The following is a 20,749-nucleotide window of genomic DNA, read 5'->3' on the forward strand; positions in this document are numbered from 1 at the left end:
CATGTTCATCATCCTATGCTTATTGGTTGGGTGGGATTATATTTAAGTAAAAAATATAATATTCCAACAGTATTTACATATCATACTAGATACGAACAATATTTGCATAATATAAAGGCATTTAAAAAAGTAGAGGAATATAGCTTATCTGAAGATATGTTTATTAGAAGAGAAATAAGTAATTCATTTTTAGATTTTTCAAAAGAAATAGCTATACCTTATGGAGTAAAGGTATTTTCAAATAAATGTGATGTTGTATTTGCACCTACAGATTTAATTAAGGATTATTTAGAAGATATGGATGTTAAAAGTCATGTTACAGTATTACCAACTGGATTAGATAAAAAAGCCTTTAAAAATAAATCTGATAAATCTAGTGAAATAAGAAAAAAATATATTGGAGATAAAGAATATTTATTTTGTAGCGTATCAAGGTTATCAAAGGAAAAAAATATTGAATTTATTATAAATGGTTTAAAAAGCTTAAAAGAGAAAAAAGGGGAAACTTTTAAAACATTAATTATAGGAGACGGTCCTTTAAAAAGTAAGCTAAAAAAAATGGTATTAGAATTAGGTTTAAAAGAATTAGTGGAGTTTGTAGACTGTGTGCCTAATGATGAAATAATGGACTACTATAGAGCTTGTGATATGTTTTTATTTGCATCTAAATCAGAAACGCAAGGAATAGTGTTATTAGAGGCAATGGGAGCTAAGAATCCAGTTGTGGCTGTAAATGGGACAGGCGTTGTAGATATAGTTAAAGATGGCGTTAATGGGTATATGACAAATGAGGATATTAATGAGTGGAGCAGTATAATAGCAGAAATAATGAATGATAAAGACAGGATGGAGAGGCTAAAAAATGGAGCATATGAAACAGCACTTAAATATTCAAATGAGAGAATTGCAAAGCTTGCAGAATCAAGCTATGAATGGGCAATTAGATTACAATGTAGAAGAAGTAGGGAATATAGCTTCCAATAAAAAGTCTACAAATATAGATAATATAGATTTAAATAACAATTCTTTAGAAGAAAATATAGTTTTAAATAAAGGATCTATAATTGATAGTATAATAAGTAAAATATATATTAGTTATATTGAATTAGTAGCTAAGACGAGTAAAATAACACTAGATGGAGACTTTAGAAAAGAAGTTATAGATGAATGTATAGTTGGGTTTTGGCATGGTGATAGCTTTGGAATGAATTTTTTATTAAGAGAAATAAAAAACTCAGAAAGGGATTTAAGCGTTGTTGTTACAATAGATAAAAGAGGAAATTTTATAGAAAAAATTATGAATAACTATGGTGTAAAAGCTTTGAGGATGCCAGATGGGATAAAGATGAAAGGTTTTTTACGAACATTAAAAGAAAAAAGTAAGGAAAAAAGCAAAACCTTATGTATAACATTAGATGGACCAGTAGGGCCATATAAAGATCCTAAAAAGGTTGGATTTATGTTATCTAATGAAAGTAAAAAGCCTATTATATTAGTTAATGTGAATTATTCTAGAAAAATAATATTAAAAAATAGATGGGACAAGTATGTAATTCCATTGCCTTTTAGTGAAATAAAATTTACTTCTTATAATTTTGGAAAGATAGAAAAGGAAGAATTAAGAGACTTTGAAAAATTGAAGAAAAAAACAATTGATATAGTAGCTTAAAAAAACATAGATTAAATATAATGAAAATGTAAAGGAATCCCTTTGTAATAATATTAATTATTGCAAGGGGATTTACTTTTCGTAAAATATTTTTAATATCAACAAGAATGAATTTTACATATGATATTGTATAAATTAATTATTTGTGTAAAAGGAGAGCTTATGAAATATAAAATAATATCAATTGTATTAGGCGTAATGTTAATTTTTACAGGTTGTAGTACAATTAAGAAAGATGTTAATAAAGATATAGATATAAAAGTAGAGGAGTATAGTAATGTTTCTTATAGAACATATCACAATAGCGTATTTGGATATAATATAGATTATCCAAATTTTCTTTCTTATAGTGAAGGTTTTAATACTAGTGATGGTGTTGTATTATCAGACATAAATAGTGATATAAGATTTGTAGTTTATGCAAATAAAAATGCAGATTATCAAGGCATAGAGAATGTTTATAAAAATGATTTATTAGGGAAAAGTAAAATTATAGATTCATCATTAAATAAAAGAGTTTATGAAGTGAGAAGTGAGAATGATGAAAAATATGTTTATAAACGAGTAATAGTTAGTGATGATATAATTTATTCATATGAAATGATTTATCCAAAGGAACTAGAAGAAGTAATGGTTGGAGTAATTAGAGATATAAATAAGAGCTTCACTTTAGTTAATTATTAAAAATATTGGAGAAATAATAGGAAAAATAATATATTTTAAAAAAATAAAAAACCTATAAATTCGGTGGGATTTGTTGTAGATTAGATTAAAGTGGTGATTATTTAATATAAAGGAAGAAATTAGATTAATATTTAATGCATATGATTATTGACATGATAATATATCATAAGTTATAATGTAAAAGATATTGATAATAGAAATGTTTCAAATTATCTTTAAGTTTATAGTACTGAAGGGAGGGAAAAAATAATGTCAGAAATAAGAGTGAGAGATAACGAATCTCTAGAGCAAGCACTAGGAAGATTTAAAAGACAATGTGCGAAAGCTGGAGTCCTTTCAGAGGTTAGAAAAAGAGAGCACTATGAAAAGCCAAGTGTAAAGAGAAAGAAAAAGTCAGAAGCTGCTAGAAAGAGAAAATTCAAGTAGTAACATTAGCTTTGTAAATAATATATATTTAATGTATATATAGTACTGAAGTGCACCCCGTAATGTAGATGTTGTTTAGCAATATACGCGACTACGTAACGGGGTAATTTTCTTTCATACATATGACTAGGTTAAAAAACACATAAGATTTTTAAAATATTATTGATTGAATGTATAAAGAATTAATATTAAATACAAAAATCGATAATTTTTTAAAAATATTGTTGACAAGCTGTACACATATGAATTATACTAAGTAAGCAGTTTGATGCAAACAAAATATGCGCGGGTATCGTATATCGGTAATACTCCAGCCTTCCAAGCTGAAAAGGTGGGTTCGATTCCCACTACCCGCTCCATTAATGCTGGGATATCGCCAAGCGGTAAGGCACCGCACTTTGACTGCGGTATTCGTAGGTTCAAATCCTGCTATCCCAGCCATAAGGTTTACTAGCTCAATCGGTAGAGCACTTGACTTTTAATCAAGGTGTACCGGGTTCGATTCCCGGGTAAGCCACCAACATGCAGATGTGGCGGAATTGGCAGACGCACTAGACTTAGGATCTAGCGCCATTGGCGTGGGGGTTCGACTCCCTTCATCTGCACCAAGATAAGGTATATTAAAATGATTTGTTAATTATTTTAGTATGCCTTATTTTTTTTATAATATTAAAGAGCACATTGTAGTTAAAGAACTAGAAACACCTAGAACTATGGAAAGATATACTGGAAAGCCAAAAGGAGCAGTCTATGGATATGGTTAATGTGTAAAACAAGCAGGAAGATATAGATTAAAAAGTAACACATCTATAAAGAATTTTAGTTTTGTTGGAGCATGGGTAAATCCAGGTGGAGGATATGAAGGAGTTATGTCTGGAGGTATATTAGAAGCGCAAAATATAATAAAAAAAGATAAAATATAAAAAATAGTTGACTTTTATATAAAAACAATGTAATATAACTATTGTTGTCGGAAACATTATGTTTCTAAGAGCATAGTTAGGCTCCTTGGTCAAGCGGTCAAGACACCACCCTTTCACGGTGGTAACAGGGGTTCGATTCCCCTAGGAGTCACCATTTTGGAAGCATAGCTCAGCTGGGAGAGCATCTGCCTTACAAGCAGAGGGTCACAGGTTCGATCCCTGTTGTGCCCACCAAAATTAAATGGCTCAGTAGCTCAGTTGGTTAGAGTACCGGCCTGTCACGCCGGGGGTCGAGGGTTCGAGTCCCTTCTGAGTCGCCATTTTTATTTAATGGCAAAATTTTAATAATACGCTGGCATGGCTCAACGGTAGAGCAGCTGACTTGTAATCAGCAGGTTGTAGGTTCGATTCCTATTGCCAGCTCCAAAAAACTTTAGATTATTCTAAAGTTTTTTTGTTTTATATAATAAAAATAATATAGTATATTAAAGATAAATAAATAGCACCAAATAAGAAGAATTATATCTTCTTATTTGGTGCTTTCATTTTATTATTAAACTATAATAAGATTCACACTTAAAATTATAAATTACTTATAAATTCTATTAACGTCTTTTTAGGTTAAGTTGAATTCTGATGTCAGCGGCATAGAATTTACATAATTTAAAGTTACCTATTAATCGAGATGAAAGTCTTTCGCTATAAATTTCTGTTAATTTAGATAGTGTTAAATTAGTTGAAATAAGCATTTTCTTTTTCTTTAATAGTTTCTTATTAATTAAATTAAATAACTCGGTAACAGAAAAGTCTGTAATTTGTTCTGCACCTAAATCATCAATAATAAGCAAATCGCAATTTAATAATAATTCTTCAAGTTCATAATTATTATTAAACCTAATTTCTCTAAGACTTCTTATAATTTCATCAGAAGTCTTGTATACTACAAGATATCCTAGATCTAATAAGCTTTTTGCTATGCAACATGATAAATAAGTTTTTCCAGTACCAGAGTTTCCGTAGAATAAAAGGTTAGTGTCTGATACATTAAAATTTGGAATATAATTTCCTGTGATGTCTTCTAATATCTTTTCAATATTTTCTCTAGGAGAATATTTGTCATCATTTATTCTGTTATTAGAATATAAGTGTATATTAAAATTTTTAAAATTACTAATTCGTACAGCATCTTCTAAATCAGAATTCCTATAATATAATTTTACTAGTTTGTTTTTATAGCAAGAGCATTGAGTAGTTCCTATATATCCTTCATCCTTACACTTAGAACATTGATAATGTAAATTAAGATATTCAGGGGAATAACCTTTAGATACTAATAACTCATATTTTTTAAATCTTAGATCAGTAATTTCATCTTTAATTTTTTGTAGTTCTAACTGGTCTAATCCTTTTAATATGGAAAGTGAAAGGTTTAGACATGTTTTTTGTATTTTTGTATCTAACTCCATAATTTCAGGATATTTACTTTCTATTTCTTTTCTTCTATTTTCTAAGTTTTGTTTTTCTGTATCTTTAATTTTTTCATATATATTAGCTAATTCCTTTTGATATCCTTTAATCATCGCTATCCCATCCTAATAATTTTTTCTCAAGAGAATCATAATCATATTCTCTTGCCTCAAAGTTATTAAATTTAAGAGGTTTTTTATTTGTAGTACTTATATTGTTATTATAATTTTTTCTATTTGATGAATTTTTAAACGCAGCTTCTTTATTTTCTATATCAGCAACTGTTTTTAACTTATCACGGTGCCAACTAGATAAAATACCATCAATATATTTAAAATCAGCTCTATTTAATCTTTGTGCACAAATGTCACAAGCTTTCTTTATAACATCTAAGGAAAAACTATAAGTTGTAGTCCATTTTTCAAGTAAGTCCTCTTGAGGCTTCATAATATCAGAATTTCTAATTCCTAAGAATTTTAGTATTTCTCTATAAGTATCCCATTTATCTTCAGTTTTCCTTATATAATTTTGGGCATCATCAACAGTTGATATATTCATTTCATTCCAAGCTATAGCCACTTTTTCTATATAACGAGTATTACTTTTGCCCCTAGATACACAGTACTCTATTAAAAGTAATATTAATTCTGATGAAAAATTAAAGTCTTTTTTCCAACTTATATATGTTGTAAATTCTGTAGGGGATAGAGGTCTACCTAATAATCTTTCTATGTCTTTTAGCATTCCATTATTTGTTTCATCTGATAACTCATCTAGAAGATTTATTTTTTTATTTTCGCTATTATCATCTGATAATTCAACAAATTCTATATCAAAATTACCCATTTTATCTATAGGGATTAATTTTATAAGTCCTTCTTCATTCCAGTAGTTAAGAGCATTTAATATGTCTGATTCAAGAAGATTTAAGGAAGAAGCTAATATAGATGAGCTAACTCCTATTTCGCCACTAATGTTATATTTAAGCATTAGTAAATATACTTTAATAAATTCACCACGCGCTTTAGGCATATATTTTTCAATAAATATATTACTAACTGGTGTAAACTTTAAAGGTTTGGATTTAAGCATAAATGTGCTCATATGTGTACCTACCTTTCTTTAGCTTTATTTGCAATAAGTTAATTATAGCAAAGTGGCGTATATCCCTCAACATAACAATTTAATAATAGGATGAATAATAATTATAAAATGGGGTAAATTAATAAATGCGTTTCCTAAGGGTAAATAAGAAAGGAGTTATTATGGGGTCGAGAAAAGATACAGTTGGAGTCGCCAGAATTTTAATGGTGATTGGATTGTTAATATTATTTGTAGCCATAGATAATTATGAAGTAGTAAAAGCGGACAAATTTTTAGCAGTTAATGGTGAAGCTATAGTTTTGGAAAATGAAAATGAAATTATAGTTGAAAAAAATAATGCTAATAAAAAATATGAGCTTAAGGTAAATAAGCCTGAGAGAGCGTTTGGAAATAATATTGCTGTAGGATTATTAGAAGCATTAGTTGGAAAAACCTTTGCATATGAATTAAATTTAGGTAGAAATCATATGGGGTATATTTCAGCCGAATGTAATATGAATTCTATATATGAAGAGATAGCAGATATGTATGTTAGAGACTTAGGTTTAAGTAATGATGAAATATTATCAATAGATATAAATAGCAATCTAGATGTTAAAAATAAAATTGTTAATATAGGTGACGTAAAAAGTAAAGACGATATAGTTAATAGTCTTTATATGATGTCTAAGGAAGATAAGGATGCTATTGATGTTGAAATTAAGGTTAATGATATAAAAGAAGAAGAAATTCCTTTTAGTACAGTTATAATACCAGATGAAACTAGATATTCTGGTGAAAAGGAAAAAGTGGAAGGAACCTTAGGAAAAAAAGAAATAGTTGAAGAAATAACTTATTTAAATGGAGAGAGAGTAGCTTCTAATATAGTTAAAGAAGAAATTATAGAAGAAGCAAAAAATACTTTAATATATAGAGGAACTAGAAATCCTTATAATGATGGAATAGCTTTTTTAAATAATCCTACAAGAGGTGGAAGTTTAACATCAGGATATGGGGAGAGATGGGAATCCTTTCATAAGGGAATAGATTTAGCAGGAAATATAGGAGATAATGTTTATGCAGCTATGGATGGAGAAGTAATATATGCTCAATATAATGATGGGGGATATGGAAACTTAGTCATGGTTAAGCATGAAAATGATATGATAACTTATTATGCGCATTTACAAGAGTTTAATGTTAAGTGTGGTGACCTTATATCTAAGGGGGATGTGTTAGGTTATGTAGGTAACACTGGAATAAGCACAGGGCCACATTTACATTTTGAATTAAGAGTAAATAATAATCCTGTAGATCCAACAGCATATATAGTGTATTAAAAATGGTGCCTTATTAATAGGCACCATTTCTTATTTTAATACTTTATTGATATTAACTTTACCTTCACCTTGATAATTTTTTGGCATATCTAGTGGTTCACAAGAAACTTTTAATAATGAAACAACGTCTTTAAAGGTCAAGGCTGGGTCTTTTTCGTACAGCAAGGCACATAAACCACATACGTAAGCACACGCTATAGAGGTTCCAGAAAAGGTTTTATAAGAAGTATTTAGTTTTTGAGGATAAATTTTCATCCCGTTTTTTTCTGAAATATAGTTGTTGTTACAATTTAATGAAACTACATCTACGCATGCTGCGCATAAATCTGGCTTGGAATCCTTTCTTGCTGCTCCAGCTGATGAATAGGAATAAGGCTTTAATGTAGAACTTGTATCTATTCCTGAAACTGTTATACAATTTGGACTTAATGCTATTCCTGTAATTGATCCATCTAAGTTTTTATTGCTACCACTAGGTATAACTGGAGTTATATTTTTAGATGTAGCAAAGGAAAGCATTTTATTAAAGCAGGTTTGTAAAAAGGAATTATAGGATAAAAGTTCAAATGGTAAACAAAGAACTTTTATATTATATTTTTCACTTTCTGAAATTAAAGATTCCATTGCATATAGAACATCGGATGAAAACCCTTTGCCAAGCTTATCAAAGGCTTTATAGCAATGAATATTACTTTCAGGGGCAACTCCCTTATACATTCCGTTAGACATATCACCACTTCCAGAAATAATGCCACAAGTACATGTGCCATGACCATTATCATCATATGGATAATTAAGTCCAGAAATTAAGTCAACGAAGGTTGATATTCTTCCGTATGGTGTTATTAAATCATTATGAGGATAAACACCACTGTCAATAACACCAATTCCAATCCCTTTACCTTTTATGTTATTTTTACTTGCTATTTTAACTTTATTAGCAGTATGGACACTCATCCCACACAAAAATAAATATTCATCAAAACAAATATATTCAACTTCTGGGTATTCTACAAGTCTTTGAATTCCTCTAGAATTTAAATATGCAGATATTATATTACATTGCGATATGCAACGAATTACTTCGCCTTTATAAGATGGAATTTTTTTAGCTATATTATCTTGAAACTTTTTACACTTTATAATAACTCTATAATTATTATTGCTATTAGAAGACATACAGTCTTTTAAATTCTTTTCTATCTTTCTATTTAGAGAGAACATATAATACTCCTAAAATTGATCACATTATATAATATATTAAAAGGTAGAATTTTGTTAATAGAATAAAATATTAAATTATAAATAAGTTAAATCTTCCACTTAAATATGATTATACCAGCTATCATGATTCCAATTCCTATAAATTCTTTTAAACTAAAAGGAACCTTTTGAGATCCAAACAATCCAAAAGCATCAATTATACCAGCAGCAGCAAGTTGAGCAACTAATATTATAGCTATACCACAAGTAGCTCCCATCGTACCAATACTATGCATAACAGTAAATATAATTATTACCCCAAGGACTCCACCTAAGAGATATAATTTATTTGCATCCTTTAATGCTTTAAAATCACCTTTTCCAAAGAAAAATAAAATTACTAATGTTAAGACTAAACCACTAGCTTGAACAAGTACGTTGGTTTCCCAAGTACCAATTTTTTCTCCAAGACGTGTGTTAAAAACGCCTTGAAGGCTCATAGCAATACCTGATATTATTGCAAAAATAATTGACATCATTAATACTCACCTCGTGGTTAGTATTCCACTTTAGTTTATAAATATGAAAAAAAACCTTCTATTAAGAAGGTTTTTACTTATCTATTAATGAAAGATTCTTTGATTTTTGTTTCTGAATATCCTAAAGTAATTCCTAAACTTATGAAATCTTCAAGCAAAGTTAGGAAGTGATCCTTAGAAGGTGATATTATTAAGTCATTTATATCTATATATAGATTTAAAAACTGATCACTTAAGCAATAATCATTAGGCTTAACTCTAACTGATTCAACATCTGTATAATTACGATCTACTCCAAGTGATATTATTTGACTTAAGCAATCTAAATATCTATCGAAGATTAAATTTAGATTTAGGTTATTATCATTATCCATCCAATATTTATAACATTTTGTGTCATTTGCTAAAGAACTAACTTTAATATGTAATTCTAAATTTTTTCTAGCAGATAACTTATATTGATTTAAAGTAGTATCAACATTAAGTTGATTATTTTTTTCAATTTGAGCTTCAAAAAGAGCTTTGATATTCATAAATATCCCCCTGTTCCTAAGGAATTAATTAATTATATTTTACAAAAACTTTTTAAAATTGAAAAGTGTGGTAAACGAATACAAAAAAATAAATTTTAATTTATTTTTAACATAAATAAAAAGTGCCTATAATATTATTATTCGACACTTTTCAAAAATTATAAATTTTGTTTTAAAGGATAACTTTTTATTAACGTTTCTCTTTTGTTACTAGATACTTTCCATAGTTCTAATCTGTTGACTTTCAACGTATCTACATTAGATTTAAAGCTAACTTCACCATCAATTCTCTTCATATCTTTTGGAATGTAATTAAGATTAGCTATTGATATATGCATAGATGGCTCATTATTATAGTTCTTAATGTTAAAACCATGTAATTTTAAAGTATCATTGATTAAACGATTTAATCTTTTAATATAACCTCTATCTTCTATTTTTACATTTAGAGTTTTATTTGATTCACAAACAGATACCTTAGTACATAATTGTATTTTGAAATTTTTATAAGGTTTTATTAATTTTTCAACTACTACATCTAATTTATCTACATTTGGATTTTCTACAACTTCTAATGGAATATATGGAGTTGGAGAATTTCTATTAGCTCTAAATTTTTTAGATAGATTCTTTTGGATAGGATTTAGGCACTTATAAGATTCTTCATCAAATAAGGCTACTAAGTAATATCTCATAATATTTAACCTCTCAAGTTAAATTAGCTTGCAATACTTATATATACAAACTTTGTTATAAATTATAACATATTACAAAAAAATTAAAAAGATAGAATAATTAAAACTTTTATACAAATAATATTGTTAATAATAATGTTAGTATATTTAAAATTAATTGAAGAATAGAGTAAAAAAGCCCTTTTACCATAAAAAACTCTATTTAATTAACAAATATTTATGTTATAATAAAAAACGTAAGTCTTTATACAGTTGAAGAGATAAAAAATTCCTTTTTAGGATTATAATGGATAATTATTAAAATTGAAATAATAGATAAAGATTAATATATAAATGTGATAAGGGTGAAATGGATGGAAAGATTAGTTATAAACGGAGGAAAAGTTTTAAAAGGTTCAGTTGATATAAATGGAGCTAAAAATGCAGCAGTTGCCATATTACCAGCAGCAATAATGGCTAGTGAGGGAAAATGCATTATAGATAACGTTCCTAACATAGAAGATGTGCATTGTTTGGAAAGAATTTTAAAAAGTTTAGGATGCAAAGTAAATAAAATAGACGATAATACCTTAGAAATAGATGCTACAGATGTACATAGTGTGGATGCATGCACTGAAGATGTAAGAAGAATGAGAGCATCTTATTATTTTATAGGGGCTTTATTATCTAGATTCGGTAAGGCTAGAGTTGAATTACCAGGAGGATGCCCTATAGGAGTTAGACCTATAGACCAACATATTAAGGGGTTTGAAGCCTTAGGTGCTAATGTAATTATTGAGCATGGTGCTGTAACAGTAGAAGCTAAAGATTTAAAAGGAGCTAACATATTCTTTGATGTTGTTTCAGTAGGAGCAACTATAAATGTTATGATAGCAGCTACATTAGCAGAGGGAACAACTATATTAGAAAATGTTGCAAAGGAACCTCATGTAGTTGACGTAGCAAACTTCTTAAACTCTATGGGTGCAGACGTTAAGGGTGCAGGAACAGATGTTATAAGAGTTAAAGGTGTAGAAAAGTTAATAGGATGTAACTATAGCGTTATTCCTGACCAAATAGAAGCAGGAACATTTATGATAGCTGCAGTAGCTACTAAAGGTGATGTTACTATTAAAAATGTTATACCAAAGCATTTAGAATCAATAACTGCTAAGCTTACAGAAATGGGAGCTATAGTAGAAGAAGGTGATGATAGCGTAAGAGTTTTTGTTGATGGACCTTTAAAAGGTATAAATGTTAAAACAACACCTTACCCAGGATTCCCAACAGATGTACAACAACCAATGTCAGCTTTATTATCAGTTGTACCAGGAAAAAGCTTAATAGCTGAAAGTATATGGGAAAACAGACATAAGCATACTGATGAGCTTAAGAAAATGGGAGCAACTATAAAAGTTGAAGGAAGAACAGCTATAATAGATGGTGTTTCAACTTTATATGGAGCTAGCGTTAAAGCTACAGACTTAAGAGCAGGAGCAGCAATGGTTATTGCAGGTTTAATTGCTGAGGGGGAAACTGAAATAGTTCATATTGAACATATAGATAGAGGATACCCAAATATAGAAAATAAGTTTACTGCTTTAGGTGCGGATATAAGAAGAGAAGTTGAGTAACTTGGGGGAAAGTTAAATGAAATTTTGCTCATTATATAGTGGAAGTAGCGGAAATAGTATTTTTATTGCATCTGATGAAGCAAAAATATTAATAGATGCAGGCTTACCAGGAAAAAAGATAGATGAAGCTTTAAAAAGCATAGGGCAAGATCCACATAGTATTGATGGAATATTTATAACCCATGAGCATTTAGATCATATAAAAGGTGTAGGCGTATTATCAAGAAAATATGATATACCTATATATGCAAATGCACATACTTGGTCTGCAATGGAAAGCAATATTGGGAAGATAAAAGAGTATAATATTAAGATAATGGATAGAAGGTCTAATCTTGAAATAAAGGATTTAGATATAACTTCATTTAATATACCACATGATGCTGTGGCACCTGTTGGATATACTATTCATTCTAAAGGAAAAAGAGCAAGTGTAACTACAGATTTTGGGATATACACTCAAGAAATAAAAGATAGTATAAAAGATTCGGACATTATATTATTAGAAAGCAATCATGATATTAGCATGGTAAAGTTTGGTCCATATCCATATAACTTAAAAAGAAGAATTTTAAGCGAGGTAGGACATTTATCTAATGAAGATTGTGGAAGAGCTATTGTTGACCTTATAAAGTATCAACAAAACAAGCAGATTGTATTAGGTCACTTAAGTGGAACTAATAATCACCCTGATTTAGCTTTTCAAACTGTTTTAAGTGTTTTACAAGAAAATAATATTGAACAAAACAAGGATCTTGTACTTTCTATGGCAAGTAGACATAACCCAAGTAATATTATTGAATTATAGTATTACTTGGAGTTTTATAAAATAAACAATAACTATAAATTTTATGAATTAATTTTATCAATTAATATTAGGGATTACTTGAAAAAATTTGAATTAATTAGTATAATTTTAGTATCAATCATTTGTATAAAAAAGGAGAAAGAGCAATGAGTTTATATAAACAATGGACAGATATGGTAGTTGAATACGTTAAGAACAAGGGAGAGCAAGCTTTCTGGAATGAGTACACTGAGATAGAAACATCAATGTACAAGAATTTATTAGCAAAGCACACTGAGCCAGTAAAGGCTTCAATAGAAGATTTAGCTAAAGAATACAATACAACAATAGAATTTGTAATGGGATTCATTGATGGAATTAATGATAGCTTAAAGAACCCATATGATTTAGAAAAATTAACTGCTACAGAACAAATAGTTTTAGATATAGATTTAGAAAAACTATATTACAATATGCTTGATGCTAAAGCAGAATACCTTTACACATTACCACAATGGGATTCAATATTCTCAATAGAAAAGAGAAAAGATATCCAAAAACAATACAGAAATTCTGTTATGGTAAGAAACGTAACTAAGGTAGGAAGAAACGAACCTTGTACTTGCGGAAGCGGTAAAAAGTATAAGAAATGTTGTGGAAAATAATATAAAATTATTATAAAAAAGTCTAATGAAAGTTAGACTTTTTTTGTTATAATTATATGGTAAATATTACAAGGGGGAGAGTTTATGGATAATAACATAAGTTGGGTATATGAAAGAAAGATACAAAGAACAATTAAAGCTTTAAAAGAAAACAATATGAATGGGTATTTAGTAAAGAATAAAGAAGAGCTTATAGATAAGATAGATGAGTTAGTAAATGAAGGGGCTTTAGTATCTTGTGGTGGTTCTATGACTTTAACAGAGTCAGGCGTTAAAGATTATTTAAGAAGTGGAAGATATAATTTTTTAGATAGAGATAAAGAAGGATTAACTCATGATGAAGTAAAAAAGATATATATAGAAAGCTTTTTAGCAGATGCTTATTTCACAAGCACTAATGCAATAACAGAGGAGGGGGAACTATATAATGTAGATGGTAATGGAAATAGAGTTGCAGCTATGTTATATGGACCAGAAAAGGTTATTGTTATAGCAGGAACTAATAAGATAGTAAAGGATTTAGAGGAGGCTATAAAGCGAAATAGAGAGGTGTCAGCACCTGCTAATGCTAAAAGATTAAATAAGAAAACTCCTTGTGCAGAAATAGGTCATTGCATGGATTGTAAAAGTAAAGAAAAAATATGTAGGGAATACACCGTAATTAGAAGCCAAGGAAATTCAAATAGAATACATGTTATTTTTATGAACGAAAATTTAGGATATTAATTAAAAGAAATACTAAGATTAACTTCTTAGTATTTTTTTATTGTGTCAAAAGAGGTTTTTAGAAATAAATATATATAGTAAAGAATTTTAGAGAGGTGAATTTTATGTTTCAAATGCTTCCATTTCTATTAAATAATATGTTAGGTGGAGTAAATAATAACTCTCCAAATAATTATCAAAACAACTATTCAAATAATTATAATAATGGTTATGTAAATAACTATAATAATATGAATAATACGCCTCAAGTAGGAGATGCCTTTAGTAGCTTTGGAACAATATTTAATCAAGTATTCACAACATTAATAAATAATGAAGAAATAATAGATAATATTATAGACAATGTTATGAATAGTGATATTGTTAATGATATTATAGATGGCTTGGATGAAATGAATTTAGAACTTAAGAATTATGAAGATAGGTATTTAATAGAAGGTACACTACCTGGAATAAGCAAAAAGGATATAGATATAGATTATAAAAATGAGCATATAGAAATTACAGTAAAAATGAATCAAGTATTTAGTAATGGATCAAACACAATGGTTGCCTTTGTTCAACCAGGAAGAGATTTAAAAAAGAGCTTTTACGTTCCAAATATAGATATCTCAAAAATAAAGGCTGTTTATAATTCAGATCTTTTAAGAGTTTATTTACCTAAGAAAACTAAGATTGAAACAAATACTGAAATAGTTGATGTAGTAGATTTTACTGATGCAGATTAAATATGATACTATATAATTATAATTAACATATGAGGAGAAAATGCTAAATATGAATATAACAGTAATTTCAGTAGGAAAATTAAAAGAAAAATATCTAAAGCAAGCAATAGATGAGTATTCAAAAAGATTAACTAGATATTGCAAGCTAGATATTATTGAGTTACCAGATGAAAAAACACCAGATAATGCATCTGAAAAAGAAGAACTACAGATAAAAGATAAGGAAGGTCAATTAATATTATCAAAAATAAAAGATAATATGTTTGTTGTTGCAATGGACTTAAAGGGAAAAAATCTAACATCAGAAGAATTTGCAGGCTTTATAGAAAACTGTGGAGTAATGGGAAACTCAAACATAGCATTTATAATAGGGGGAAGTCTAGGATTATCACAAGAAGTTGTAAAAAGAGCAAACTATAAGCTGTGCTTTTCTAAAATGACATTCCCACACCAATTATTTAGAGTAATGCTATTGGAACAGGTCTATAGAGCCTTTAGAATAATGAAGAATGAACCGTATCATAAGTAAGTCTCCAAAAGTATATTAGTGGAGTATTTTATTTGAAAATAATATATCAAATTAAATGCGCAGATGATAGGATATTTTCAATATGAGTTTTTTCAAAAATTAATAAGGAAGTTTACAAGACATTAAGATATTACGAAGACATAAACTTATTAAATCAAATACAAATATCAGTTAAGTCTAAATGCACAAATTTAGTTTATAATTTTATTAATATGATTAAAAAATAGTAGATTTCAAAGTATGATGAGAATCTACTATTTTTTATCTAAAAATACAGTATCTAAGCAAGGTGTGATTTACAAAATATGTTATAATTAAATGCTATAGAGACATACTGATGAAAGTATATTTTATAATATATAGCTTTATATAGTTTTGATAATAGTAGATATTTTAGGGAAAAGGGGGCTGTAAAAATGAAGTTTGAAATTAAGGATACAATTACAAAAGAAGATGAAGATACAATTTTAAAAGGATTATTAGAATATAATTTAGCTAGAATTGAGGATAAAAATCCAAGGGATTTAGGTATTTATTTAAAAGATGAAACAGGAAGAAAGGTTTCTGGGCTAATTGGAGATACTCATGGTAATTGGTTATTTATAAAATTTTTATGGGTGAGTGAAGAATTGAGGGGTAAAAGTATAGGAAGTAAAATTTTGAAACAAGCAGAAAAAATAGCAAAAGAACGTGGTTGTAAATATTCATTTTTAGATACTTTTAGTTTTCAAGCTCCTGAATTTTATAAAAAGCATGGATATAATGAAGTTTTTGTATTAGAAAATTATCCGATAACAGGAAAAAGACATTACTTTACTAAAACTATTTAAATAGGTATATTAGTGTCTAAGAACATTTATAAAAGTACTTTTAAATTTAAGTTAATATAAAAGATTTGATAAAGGAGTAATTATGGCTAAAGTTAAGAAAATGATTGGAAAAGTAGATTCACAATACATAGTTTCTCTTATGAAACTAATAGAAACTCAAAGTAAAAAAACAATTGTTAGGTGGTGTAATGAATATGCTAGGGATCATATATTACCTATTTATGAAAAGGATTATCCTAATGATCAGCGTTTAAGTAATTCATTAAATGCAGTTAATGAATGGTTAGAGGGCAAGATAAAATTAGTAGATGCAAAGAAAATTGTTAAAGAAGCACAAATAGCTGCAAGGGAAGCTGAGGGAAATCATGCAACACAAGCTGCTGCTAGGGCAATTGGGGCAACCACAACAACAATTAATACTGTGACTAGTTCTTTAGGTCTTGCATTTTATGGATCAGCAGCAATAGCATATTCATCTGTTGGAGTTGATGCAAGTGAAGAGGTTTATGAGCAAATAGCTGAGAAGTTTTGTAATGGTATGGAAGAAGCCTTAATTAAAATTGCTATAATAGATGAACCTAATAAAGCAAAAATAAATTGGAATTGTTAAAGATAAGCACTATGTTTATGGTGCTTATTTTTTTATATTAGTTGAGGTTTTAAAATAAACAAAGTAACTTTAATAATTTATATTGCTTTAGTAAGATTAATGTTTATATTGACAAGAGTGATTATATTATATAGAATAAAAACATAATCAATTGAGTTAAATTTAATTTAGAAAAATTAAAAGGATGTTTTTTATGGATAAATATGAAAAAATAAAATTAGATAATCAGTTATGTTTTTCATTATATGCAGCTTCAAGAGAAGTTATAAAAATTTACAAGCCTATGTTAGATAAATATAACCTTACATATACTCAATATATTGCTATGTTAGTTGTATGGGAAAATGAAAAAATAACAGTAAAGGAAATGGGACAAAAGCTTCATTTGGATTCAGGTACTCTTACTCCGGTTTTAAAAAAGTTACTTTCAATGGAATTAGTAACTAAATACAGAGATGAAAAAGATGATAGAGTTGTTATTGTTGAATTAACGGAAAAGGGAAGAAATCTAAAAGATAATATCATTGATGTTCCAGAGCAAATGTATTGTAGATTAGGTGGAAATATTGACGAAGCAAAAGAATTAAAAAAAGCATTAGATAAATTATTACTAAGATTTAAATAAGAATTTGTTAAATTTATAAGCTTAATAAGAATTAGATTTCTAATTAAGCTTATAAATAACAAGTTCTAATATTTTAAAGAAATTAATTGAGTTAAATTAAATTTAATCAAACTATATTGAAACGAAAGGAAATATGTAATATGAAATTTTATGATTTTTCAGCTAAAAAGATGAATGGACAAGAAGTTAAGATGGATATCTTTAAGGGAAAGGTAGTATTGGTAGTTAATACAGCAAGTAAATGTGGATTAACACCTCAGTTTATAGAACTAGAGGAATTAAATAAAAAATATAAAGATCAAGGATTAGAAATTATAGGGTTCCCATGTAATCAATTTGCTAGTCAAGACAAAGGAAGCAATGATGAAATTCAAGAGTTTTGTTCATTAAATTATGGAGTTACATTTACTATGTTTCAAAAGATTGATGTAAATGGTAAGTATGAACACCAATTATATAAGTTTTTAAAAAGTGAGAAAAAAGGTTTATTAAGTAGAGATATTAAGTGGAATTTTACTAAGTTTTTAATTGATTCAGAAGGTAATGTAGTTAAAAGATATGCGCCTACAGTAAAACCTTTAAAAATAGAAGATGATATCAAAGTGTTATTAAGATAATTTATTTGAAAGGAGTAAGAAAACATATGAGTGAAAGATATGATATTGCAATAATAGGGAGTGGTCCAGCAGGAATATCAGCTGCTTTAAATGCTAAAATAAGAAATAAAAAATTTATTATGTTTGGAAGCAATGAAATAAGTAATAAGTTAGTAAAAGCACATAAAATAAACAACTACCTTGGATTTTATGGTAAGAGTGGAGTAGAAATTAGGGATGAGTTTGCTAATCACTTAAAAGCTATGAATATAGAGATAAAAGAAGAAAAAATAAATAATATATATGCAATGGGTGATAATTTTATTTTAATGGTAAATGACAAAATGTATGAGGCAGCTTCGATAATACTAGCAACAGGAGTTAATTTTGGTAAGCCATTTAAGGGTGAAGAAGAGTATTTAGGGAAGGGTGTAGGATACTGTGCTACATGCGATGCTCCATTATATAAAAATAAAATAGTGACAATAATTGCTTATAATAAACATGAAGAGGCTGAGGCAAACTTTATTTCAACTATAGCATCAAAAGTGTACTACATACCAATGTATAAAGAGGAGATAGAAGTAGATTCTTCTATTCAGATAATTAAGGATATTCCAGTAGAAATAGTAGGAGAAAATTCAGTAAAAAAACTTATTCTTAAAAATAGTGAAATTGAAACAGATGGGATATTCATTTTAAGAGATAGTATATCACCAGGTCAGTTAGTTCCTGGTTTAAAAATAGTAGATAACCATGTTGAGGTTGATAGATTAATGAAGACAAACATAGAAGGTTGTTATGCAGCAGGAGATATTGTTGGAGTACCATATCAATATATAAAGGCAGCTGGAGAAGGTAATATAGCAGCTTTATCAGCAGTGTCTTATATAGATAATCTTAAGAGAAAAAGTAAGGAGAATTAAAAGATTAAATTGATTTTATCCAAAACAAGTTATTAAAGAAAATATAGAGAAAAGTTTATAAAATAAAGGAGATAAATATTATGATATATGATTTTAAAGTAAAAAACACAAATGGAGAGGAAATATCTTTAGAAAAATATAAGGGGAAAGTAGTGTTAATAGTTAATACTGCAAGTGGGTGTGGATTTACACCACAATATGAAGGATTACAAAAACTTTATGATGAAAATAAAGAAAAAGGGTTTGAAATATTAGACTTTCCTTGCAATCAATTTTTTAATCAAGCACCTGGAAGTGATGAAGAATTATCGAACTTCTGTCAGTTAACATATGGAACAACTTTTGAAACTTTTGCAAAGGTTGATGTTAATGGAGAAAATGCTTCAGAATTATATAAATTTTTAAAAAGAGAAGCATCACAAGCTGAAGAGGATGAAGCTTCAAAAGGATTATATGATAGGCTTAAGGGTCTTGGATTTACAACTGAAGGTAATGATATAAAGTGGAATTTTACTAAGTTCTTAATTGATAGAAATGGAAAAGTAATAGGAAGATTTGCCCCAACATATGAACCTGAAAAGTTAGAGGAAATAATAAAAGAATTATTATAAATAAGAAAGCACCATAAAATGGTGCTTTTTTGATTATATATTACTTATTTAAATTTTTCAGGGAATTGCTTAATTATGCCATCAGTAATTATATCTGCAAACATAATCATGTGATTTTCTCCATCATCATATGCTTTTATGTCAGCATTCCAATCTTTATTTAACTTAACAACAACTTGATCTGTAACAAATTTTAAATGCTTATGCAACATGTCTTTTAGAACCTTATTTGAATAGTTAGGATTTGCAGCACTTAAAAATTCAGAAATTTTATCAGCATTTTCATACCAAAGCTTATTGTATTTTTCTAGGTCTTCTTTATTACCAGCTTTAGCAGCATCAGTGACTTTAGCTGCTAGATCTATATGTTCTCTTAACAATAAAGCAAGTTTATTTCCTGCATCTTCTCCATAATAAGGTTTAATTGAATTTCCTATATCATCTTGATTTTTAAGAAGTCTTTCTATTACAGGAGATACATCTTCAAGTGAAGATAAGTCACTTGTAATAGCGCTTCTAGTCCAAGATACATGATCAATCCAAAGTCTTCTTTGTTGCATTCTTAAGTCACAGCAAGATTTGTTATATAGTGAATCTTGAGTAGAGTCACTTACAAAGGATTGTGCTTTAGTAGGGATTAAAATAAAGGTTAGCAAAAATAATGATAGTAATGAACCTTTTAAAAGTTTCTTCATGTTTACACTCCTTATTTGTTAAAGTCATAATTAGTTTGTACAAACATAAATATAGATATTCTTTTTAATAGTTTATTGATAAGTTACGTAATGATTTTTTAGATAAAAATATAAAGAATCCTATACATAATATAATTTGTATAAAGGTAGATGCTGGAGTTGCTAACCCTACTTTAAATAGTGAGACAGGTTCTATTTTGCTCATAATAAATGATACAGGTATTCTTATTAAAAATGCACCTACTA

24 protein-coding genes, 7 tRNA genes and 1 pseudogene are annotated in these 20,749 nt (G+C 28.2%); 24 read left to right on the plus strand and 8 right to left on the minus strand.

From position 1 onward, the window contains the following. The 11 genes from ACRDBA_RS10490 to ACRDBA_RS10540 all read left to right on the plus strand — a co-directional run. A partial coding sequence (locus ACRDBA_RS10490) for a glycosyltransferase (RefSeq protein ID WP_438572872.1) occupies positions 1 to 984 on the plus strand: 984 nt, incomplete at its 5' end. Continuing rightward, positions 929 to 1,669, plus strand: a complete 741-nt coding sequence (locus ACRDBA_RS10495) for a hypothetical protein (protein WP_438572873.1) — start codon at positions 929 to 931, stop codon at positions 1,667 to 1,669. The genes ACRDBA_RS10490 and ACRDBA_RS10495, both read left to right, overlap by 56 nt. Positions 1,670 to 1,831: 162 nt before the next feature. Continuing rightward, positions 1,832 to 2,353 (plus strand): hypothetical protein, encoded by a 522-nt coding sequence (locus ACRDBA_RS10500; protein WP_438572874.1) that lies wholly within the window; start codon positions 1,832 to 1,834, stop codon positions 2,351 to 2,353. A 249-nt stretch (positions 2,354 to 2,602) separates the two neighbouring features. Further along, on the plus strand, positions 2,603 to 2,779 hold the full coding sequence (gene rpsU, locus ACRDBA_RS10505) for a 30S ribosomal protein S21 (RefSeq protein ID WP_438572875.1): 177 nt from the start codon (positions 2,603 to 2,605) through the stop codon (positions 2,777 to 2,779). Positions 2,780 to 3,064: 285 nt separating this feature from the next. Further along, positions 3,065 to 3,138 (plus strand) — tRNA-Gly (locus tag ACRDBA_RS10510). Between the two features lie 7 nt (positions 3,139 to 3,145). Beyond that, positions 3,146 to 3,220 (plus strand) — tRNA-Gln (locus ACRDBA_RS10515). Between the two features lie 3 nt (positions 3,221 to 3,223). Beyond that, positions 3,224 to 3,299 (plus strand) — tRNA-Lys (locus tag ACRDBA_RS10520). A 4-nt stretch (positions 3,300 to 3,303) separates the two neighbouring features. Then, positions 3,304 to 3,387: transfer RNA gene (locus ACRDBA_RS10525), tRNA-Leu, on the plus strand. Between the two features lie 394 nt (positions 3,388 to 3,781). Further along, positions 3,782 to 3,856: transfer RNA gene (locus ACRDBA_RS10530), tRNA-Glu, on the plus strand. Positions 3,857 to 3,945: 89 nt separating this feature from the next. After that, positions 3,946 to 4,022, plus strand: a tRNA-Asp gene (locus ACRDBA_RS10535). Between the two features lie 31 nt (positions 4,023 to 4,053). After that, a tRNA-Thr gene (locus ACRDBA_RS10540) sits at positions 4,054 to 4,128 on the plus strand. A gap of 179 nt (positions 4,129 to 4,307) precedes the next feature. On the opposite strand, the gene ACRDBA_RS10545 is transcribed toward ACRDBA_RS10540, so the two are convergent. Both ACRDBA_RS10545 and ACRDBA_RS10550 read right to left on the minus strand, forming a co-directional pair. Continuing rightward, the gene (locus ACRDBA_RS10545; RefSeq protein WP_438572876.1) at positions 4,308 to 5,282 is read right to left on the minus strand and encodes an ATP-binding protein; all 975 of its coding nucleotides are present in this window, start codon (positions 5,280 to 5,282) and stop codon (positions 4,308 to 4,310) included. Next, positions 5,275 to 6,273: a DnaD domain protein gene (locus ACRDBA_RS10550; RefSeq protein ID WP_438572877.1), complete on the minus strand. Its 999-nt coding sequence runs from the start codon at positions 6,271 to 6,273 to the stop codon at positions 5,275 to 5,277. Before ACRDBA_RS10550 ends, ACRDBA_RS10545 begins: the two co-directional genes overlap by 8 nt. 161 nt (positions 6,274 to 6,434) lie before the next feature. On the opposite strand from ACRDBA_RS10550, the gene ACRDBA_RS10555 reads away from it, so the two are divergent. Beyond that, entirely contained in the window at positions 6,435 to 7,592 is a 1,158-nt protein-coding gene (locus tag ACRDBA_RS10555; protein WP_438572878.1) for a M23 family metallopeptidase, read from the plus strand. Positions 7,593 to 7,622: 30 nt separating this feature from the next. Here ACRDBA_RS10555 and ACRDBA_RS10560 read toward each other — a convergent pair whose 3' ends face one another. The 4 genes from ACRDBA_RS10560 to ACRDBA_RS10575 form a co-directional block, all read right to left on the minus strand. Next, positions 7,623 to 8,816: a S8 family serine peptidase gene (locus ACRDBA_RS10560; RefSeq protein ID WP_438572879.1), complete on the minus strand. Its 1,194-nt coding sequence runs from the start codon at positions 8,814 to 8,816 to the stop codon at positions 7,623 to 7,625. A gap of 86 nt (positions 8,817 to 8,902) precedes the next feature. Next, complete coding sequence (locus ACRDBA_RS10565) at positions 8,903 to 9,334, minus strand: DMT family transporter (protein WP_438572880.1); 432 nt, start codon at positions 9,332 to 9,334, stop codon at positions 8,903 to 8,905. A 77-nt stretch (positions 9,335 to 9,411) separates the two neighbouring features. Then, positions 9,412 to 9,867 (minus strand): dUTP diphosphatase, encoded by a 456-nt coding sequence (locus ACRDBA_RS10570; protein WP_438572881.1) that lies wholly within the window; start codon positions 9,865 to 9,867, stop codon positions 9,412 to 9,414. 158 nt (positions 9,868 to 10,025) lie between these two features. Further along, the gene (locus tag ACRDBA_RS10575) at positions 10,026 to 10,562 is read right to left on the minus strand and encodes a hypothetical protein (protein WP_438572882.1); all 537 of its coding nucleotides are present in this window, start codon (positions 10,560 to 10,562) and stop codon (positions 10,026 to 10,028) included. A gap of 353 nt (positions 10,563 to 10,915) precedes the next feature. Here ACRDBA_RS10575 and ACRDBA_RS10580 point away from each other — a divergent pair, with 353 nt between their 5' ends. The 12 genes from ACRDBA_RS10580 to ACRDBA_RS10635 all read left to right on the plus strand — a co-directional run bounded on the left by ACRDBA_RS10580 (position 10,916) and on the right by ACRDBA_RS10635 (position 19,808). After that, positions 10,916 to 12,175 carry a UDP-N-acetylglucosamine 1-carboxyvinyltransferase gene (locus tag ACRDBA_RS10580; protein ID WP_438572883.1) on the plus strand — a complete coding sequence of 420 codons (1,260 nt, stop codon included), beginning with the start codon at positions 10,916 to 10,918 and terminating at the stop codon, positions 12,173 to 12,175. Between the two features lie 16 nt (positions 12,176 to 12,191). Then, positions 12,192 to 12,983 carry an MBL fold metallo-hydrolase gene (locus ACRDBA_RS10585; protein ID WP_438572884.1) on the plus strand — a complete coding sequence of 264 codons (792 nt, stop codon included), beginning with the start codon at positions 12,192 to 12,194 and terminating at the stop codon, positions 12,981 to 12,983. Positions 12,984 to 13,129: 146 nt separating this feature from the next. Further along, positions 13,130 to 13,627, plus strand: a complete 498-nt coding sequence (locus ACRDBA_RS10590) for an SEC-C metal-binding domain-containing protein (RefSeq protein WP_438572885.1) — start codon at positions 13,130 to 13,132, stop codon at positions 13,625 to 13,627. A gap of 84 nt (positions 13,628 to 13,711) precedes the next feature. After that, positions 13,712 to 14,353 carry a lactate utilization protein gene (locus tag ACRDBA_RS10595; RefSeq protein ID WP_438572886.1) on the plus strand — a complete coding sequence of 214 codons (642 nt, stop codon included), beginning with the start codon at positions 13,712 to 13,714 and terminating at the stop codon, positions 14,351 to 14,353. Between the two features lie 104 nt (positions 14,354 to 14,457). Further along, positions 14,458 to 15,081: an Hsp20 family protein gene (locus ACRDBA_RS10600; protein WP_438572887.1), complete on the plus strand. Its 624-nt coding sequence runs from the start codon at positions 14,458 to 14,460 to the stop codon at positions 15,079 to 15,081. A gap of 49 nt (positions 15,082 to 15,130) precedes the next feature. Next, positions 15,131 to 15,610: a 23S rRNA (pseudouridine(1915)-N(3))-methyltransferase RlmH gene (rlmH, locus tag ACRDBA_RS10605; RefSeq protein WP_438572888.1), complete on the plus strand. Its 480-nt coding sequence runs from the start codon at positions 15,131 to 15,133 to the stop codon at positions 15,608 to 15,610. A gap of 416 nt (positions 15,611 to 16,026) precedes the next feature. Further along, entirely contained in the window at positions 16,027 to 16,440 is a 414-nt protein-coding gene (locus ACRDBA_RS10610; protein WP_438572889.1) for a GNAT family N-acetyltransferase, read from the plus strand. Between the two features lie 82 nt (positions 16,441 to 16,522). Next, entirely contained in the window at positions 16,523 to 17,050 is a 528-nt protein-coding gene (locus ACRDBA_RS10615; protein WP_438572890.1) for a putative immunity protein, read from the plus strand. Positions 17,051 to 17,243: 193 nt separating this feature from the next. Then, complete coding sequence (locus tag ACRDBA_RS10620) at positions 17,244 to 17,675, plus strand: MarR family winged helix-turn-helix transcriptional regulator (protein ID WP_438572891.1); 432 nt, start codon at positions 17,244 to 17,246, stop codon at positions 17,673 to 17,675. 140 nt (positions 17,676 to 17,815) lie between these two features. Next, positions 17,816 to 18,292 carry a glutathione peroxidase gene (locus tag ACRDBA_RS10625; RefSeq protein ID WP_438572892.1) on the plus strand — a complete coding sequence of 159 codons (477 nt, stop codon included), beginning with the start codon at positions 17,816 to 17,818 and terminating at the stop codon, positions 18,290 to 18,292. A gap of 26 nt (positions 18,293 to 18,318) precedes the next feature. Further along, complete coding sequence (locus ACRDBA_RS10630) at positions 18,319 to 19,197, plus strand: NAD(P)/FAD-dependent oxidoreductase (RefSeq protein ID WP_438572893.1); 879 nt, start codon at positions 18,319 to 18,321, stop codon at positions 19,195 to 19,197. Between the two features lie 80 nt (positions 19,198 to 19,277). Next, positions 19,278 to 19,808 (plus strand): glutathione peroxidase, encoded by a 531-nt coding sequence (locus ACRDBA_RS10635; RefSeq protein WP_438572894.1) that lies wholly within the window; start codon positions 19,278 to 19,280, stop codon positions 19,806 to 19,808. A 44-nt stretch (positions 19,809 to 19,852) separates the two neighbouring features. Here the strand turns inward: ACRDBA_RS10635 and ACRDBA_RS10640 are convergent, their stop codons facing one another. Then, entirely contained in the window at positions 19,853 to 20,503 is a 651-nt protein-coding gene (locus ACRDBA_RS10640) for a glycosyltransferase (protein ID WP_438572895.1), read from the minus strand. Between the two features lie 64 nt (positions 20,504 to 20,567). Beyond that, positions 20,568 to 20,749 (minus strand): annotated as a pseudogene (locus ACRDBA_RS10645) (MATE family efflux transporter); the annotation flags it as partial.

The organism is Clostridium sp., from assembly GCF_051654825.1.
Taxonomy (GTDB): Bacteria; Bacillota; Clostridia; order Clostridiales; family Clostridiaceae; genus Clostridium.

Coding starts and splice junctions, on each gene's coding strand:
- ACRDBA_RS10495 (WP_438572873.1), top strand. CDS start 929: ATGAATGGGCAATTAGATTACAATGTAGAAGAAGTAGGGAATATAGCT.
- ACRDBA_RS10500 (WP_438572874.1), top strand. CDS start 1,832: ATGAAATATAAAATAATATCAATTGTATTAGGCGTAATGTTAATTTTT.
- rpsU (WP_438572875.1), top strand. CDS start 2,603: ATGTCAGAAATAAGAGTGAGAGATAACGAATCTCTAGAGCAAGCACTA.
- ACRDBA_RS10545 (WP_438572876.1), bottom strand. CDS start 5,282: ATGATTAAAGGATATCAAAAGGAATTAGCTAATATATATGAAAAAATT.
- ACRDBA_RS10550 (WP_438572877.1), bottom strand. CDS start 6,273: ATGAGCACATTTATGCTTAAATCCAAACCTTTAAAGTTTACACCAGTT.
- ACRDBA_RS10555 (WP_438572878.1), top strand. CDS start 6,435: ATGGGGTCGAGAAAAGATACAGTTGGAGTCGCCAGAATTTTAATGGTG.
- ACRDBA_RS10560 (WP_438572879.1), bottom strand. CDS start 8,816: ATGTTCTCTCTAAATAGAAAGATAGAAAAGAATTTAAAAGACTGTATG.
- ACRDBA_RS10565 (WP_438572880.1), bottom strand. CDS start 9,334: ATGATGTCAATTATTTTTGCAATAATATCAGGTATTGCTATGAGCCTT.
- ACRDBA_RS10570 (WP_438572881.1), bottom strand. CDS start 9,867: ATGAATATCAAAGCTCTTTTTGAAGCTCAAATTGAAAAAAATAATCAA.
- ACRDBA_RS10575 (WP_438572882.1), bottom strand. CDS start 10,562: ATGAGATATTACTTAGTAGCCTTATTTGATGAAGAATCTTATAAGTGC.
- ACRDBA_RS10580 (WP_438572883.1), top strand. CDS start 10,916: ATGGAAAGATTAGTTATAAACGGAGGAAAAGTTTTAAAAGGTTCAGTT.
- ACRDBA_RS10585 (WP_438572884.1), top strand. CDS start 12,192: ATGAAATTTTGCTCATTATATAGTGGAAGTAGCGGAAATAGTATTTTT.
- ACRDBA_RS10590 (WP_438572885.1), top strand. CDS start 13,130: ATGAGTTTATATAAACAATGGACAGATATGGTAGTTGAATACGTTAAG.
- ACRDBA_RS10595 (WP_438572886.1), top strand. CDS start 13,712: ATGGATAATAACATAAGTTGGGTATATGAAAGAAAGATACAAAGAACA.
- ACRDBA_RS10600 (WP_438572887.1), top strand. CDS start 14,458: ATGTTTCAAATGCTTCCATTTCTATTAAATAATATGTTAGGTGGAGTA.
- rlmH (WP_438572888.1), top strand. CDS start 15,131: ATGAATATAACAGTAATTTCAGTAGGAAAATTAAAAGAAAAATATCTA.
- ACRDBA_RS10610 (WP_438572889.1), top strand. CDS start 16,027: ATGAAGTTTGAAATTAAGGATACAATTACAAAAGAAGATGAAGATACA.
- ACRDBA_RS10615 (WP_438572890.1), top strand. CDS start 16,523: ATGGCTAAAGTTAAGAAAATGATTGGAAAAGTAGATTCACAATACATA.
- ACRDBA_RS10620 (WP_438572891.1), top strand. CDS start 17,244: ATGGATAAATATGAAAAAATAAAATTAGATAATCAGTTATGTTTTTCA.
- ACRDBA_RS10625 (WP_438572892.1), top strand. CDS start 17,816: ATGAAATTTTATGATTTTTCAGCTAAAAAGATGAATGGACAAGAAGTT.
- ACRDBA_RS10630 (WP_438572893.1), top strand. CDS start 18,319: ATGAGTGAAAGATATGATATTGCAATAATAGGGAGTGGTCCAGCAGGA.
- ACRDBA_RS10635 (WP_438572894.1), top strand. CDS start 19,278: ATGATATATGATTTTAAAGTAAAAAACACAAATGGAGAGGAAATATCT.
- ACRDBA_RS10640 (WP_438572895.1), bottom strand. CDS start 20,503: ATGAAGAAACTTTTAAAAGGTTCATTACTATCATTATTTTTGCTAACC.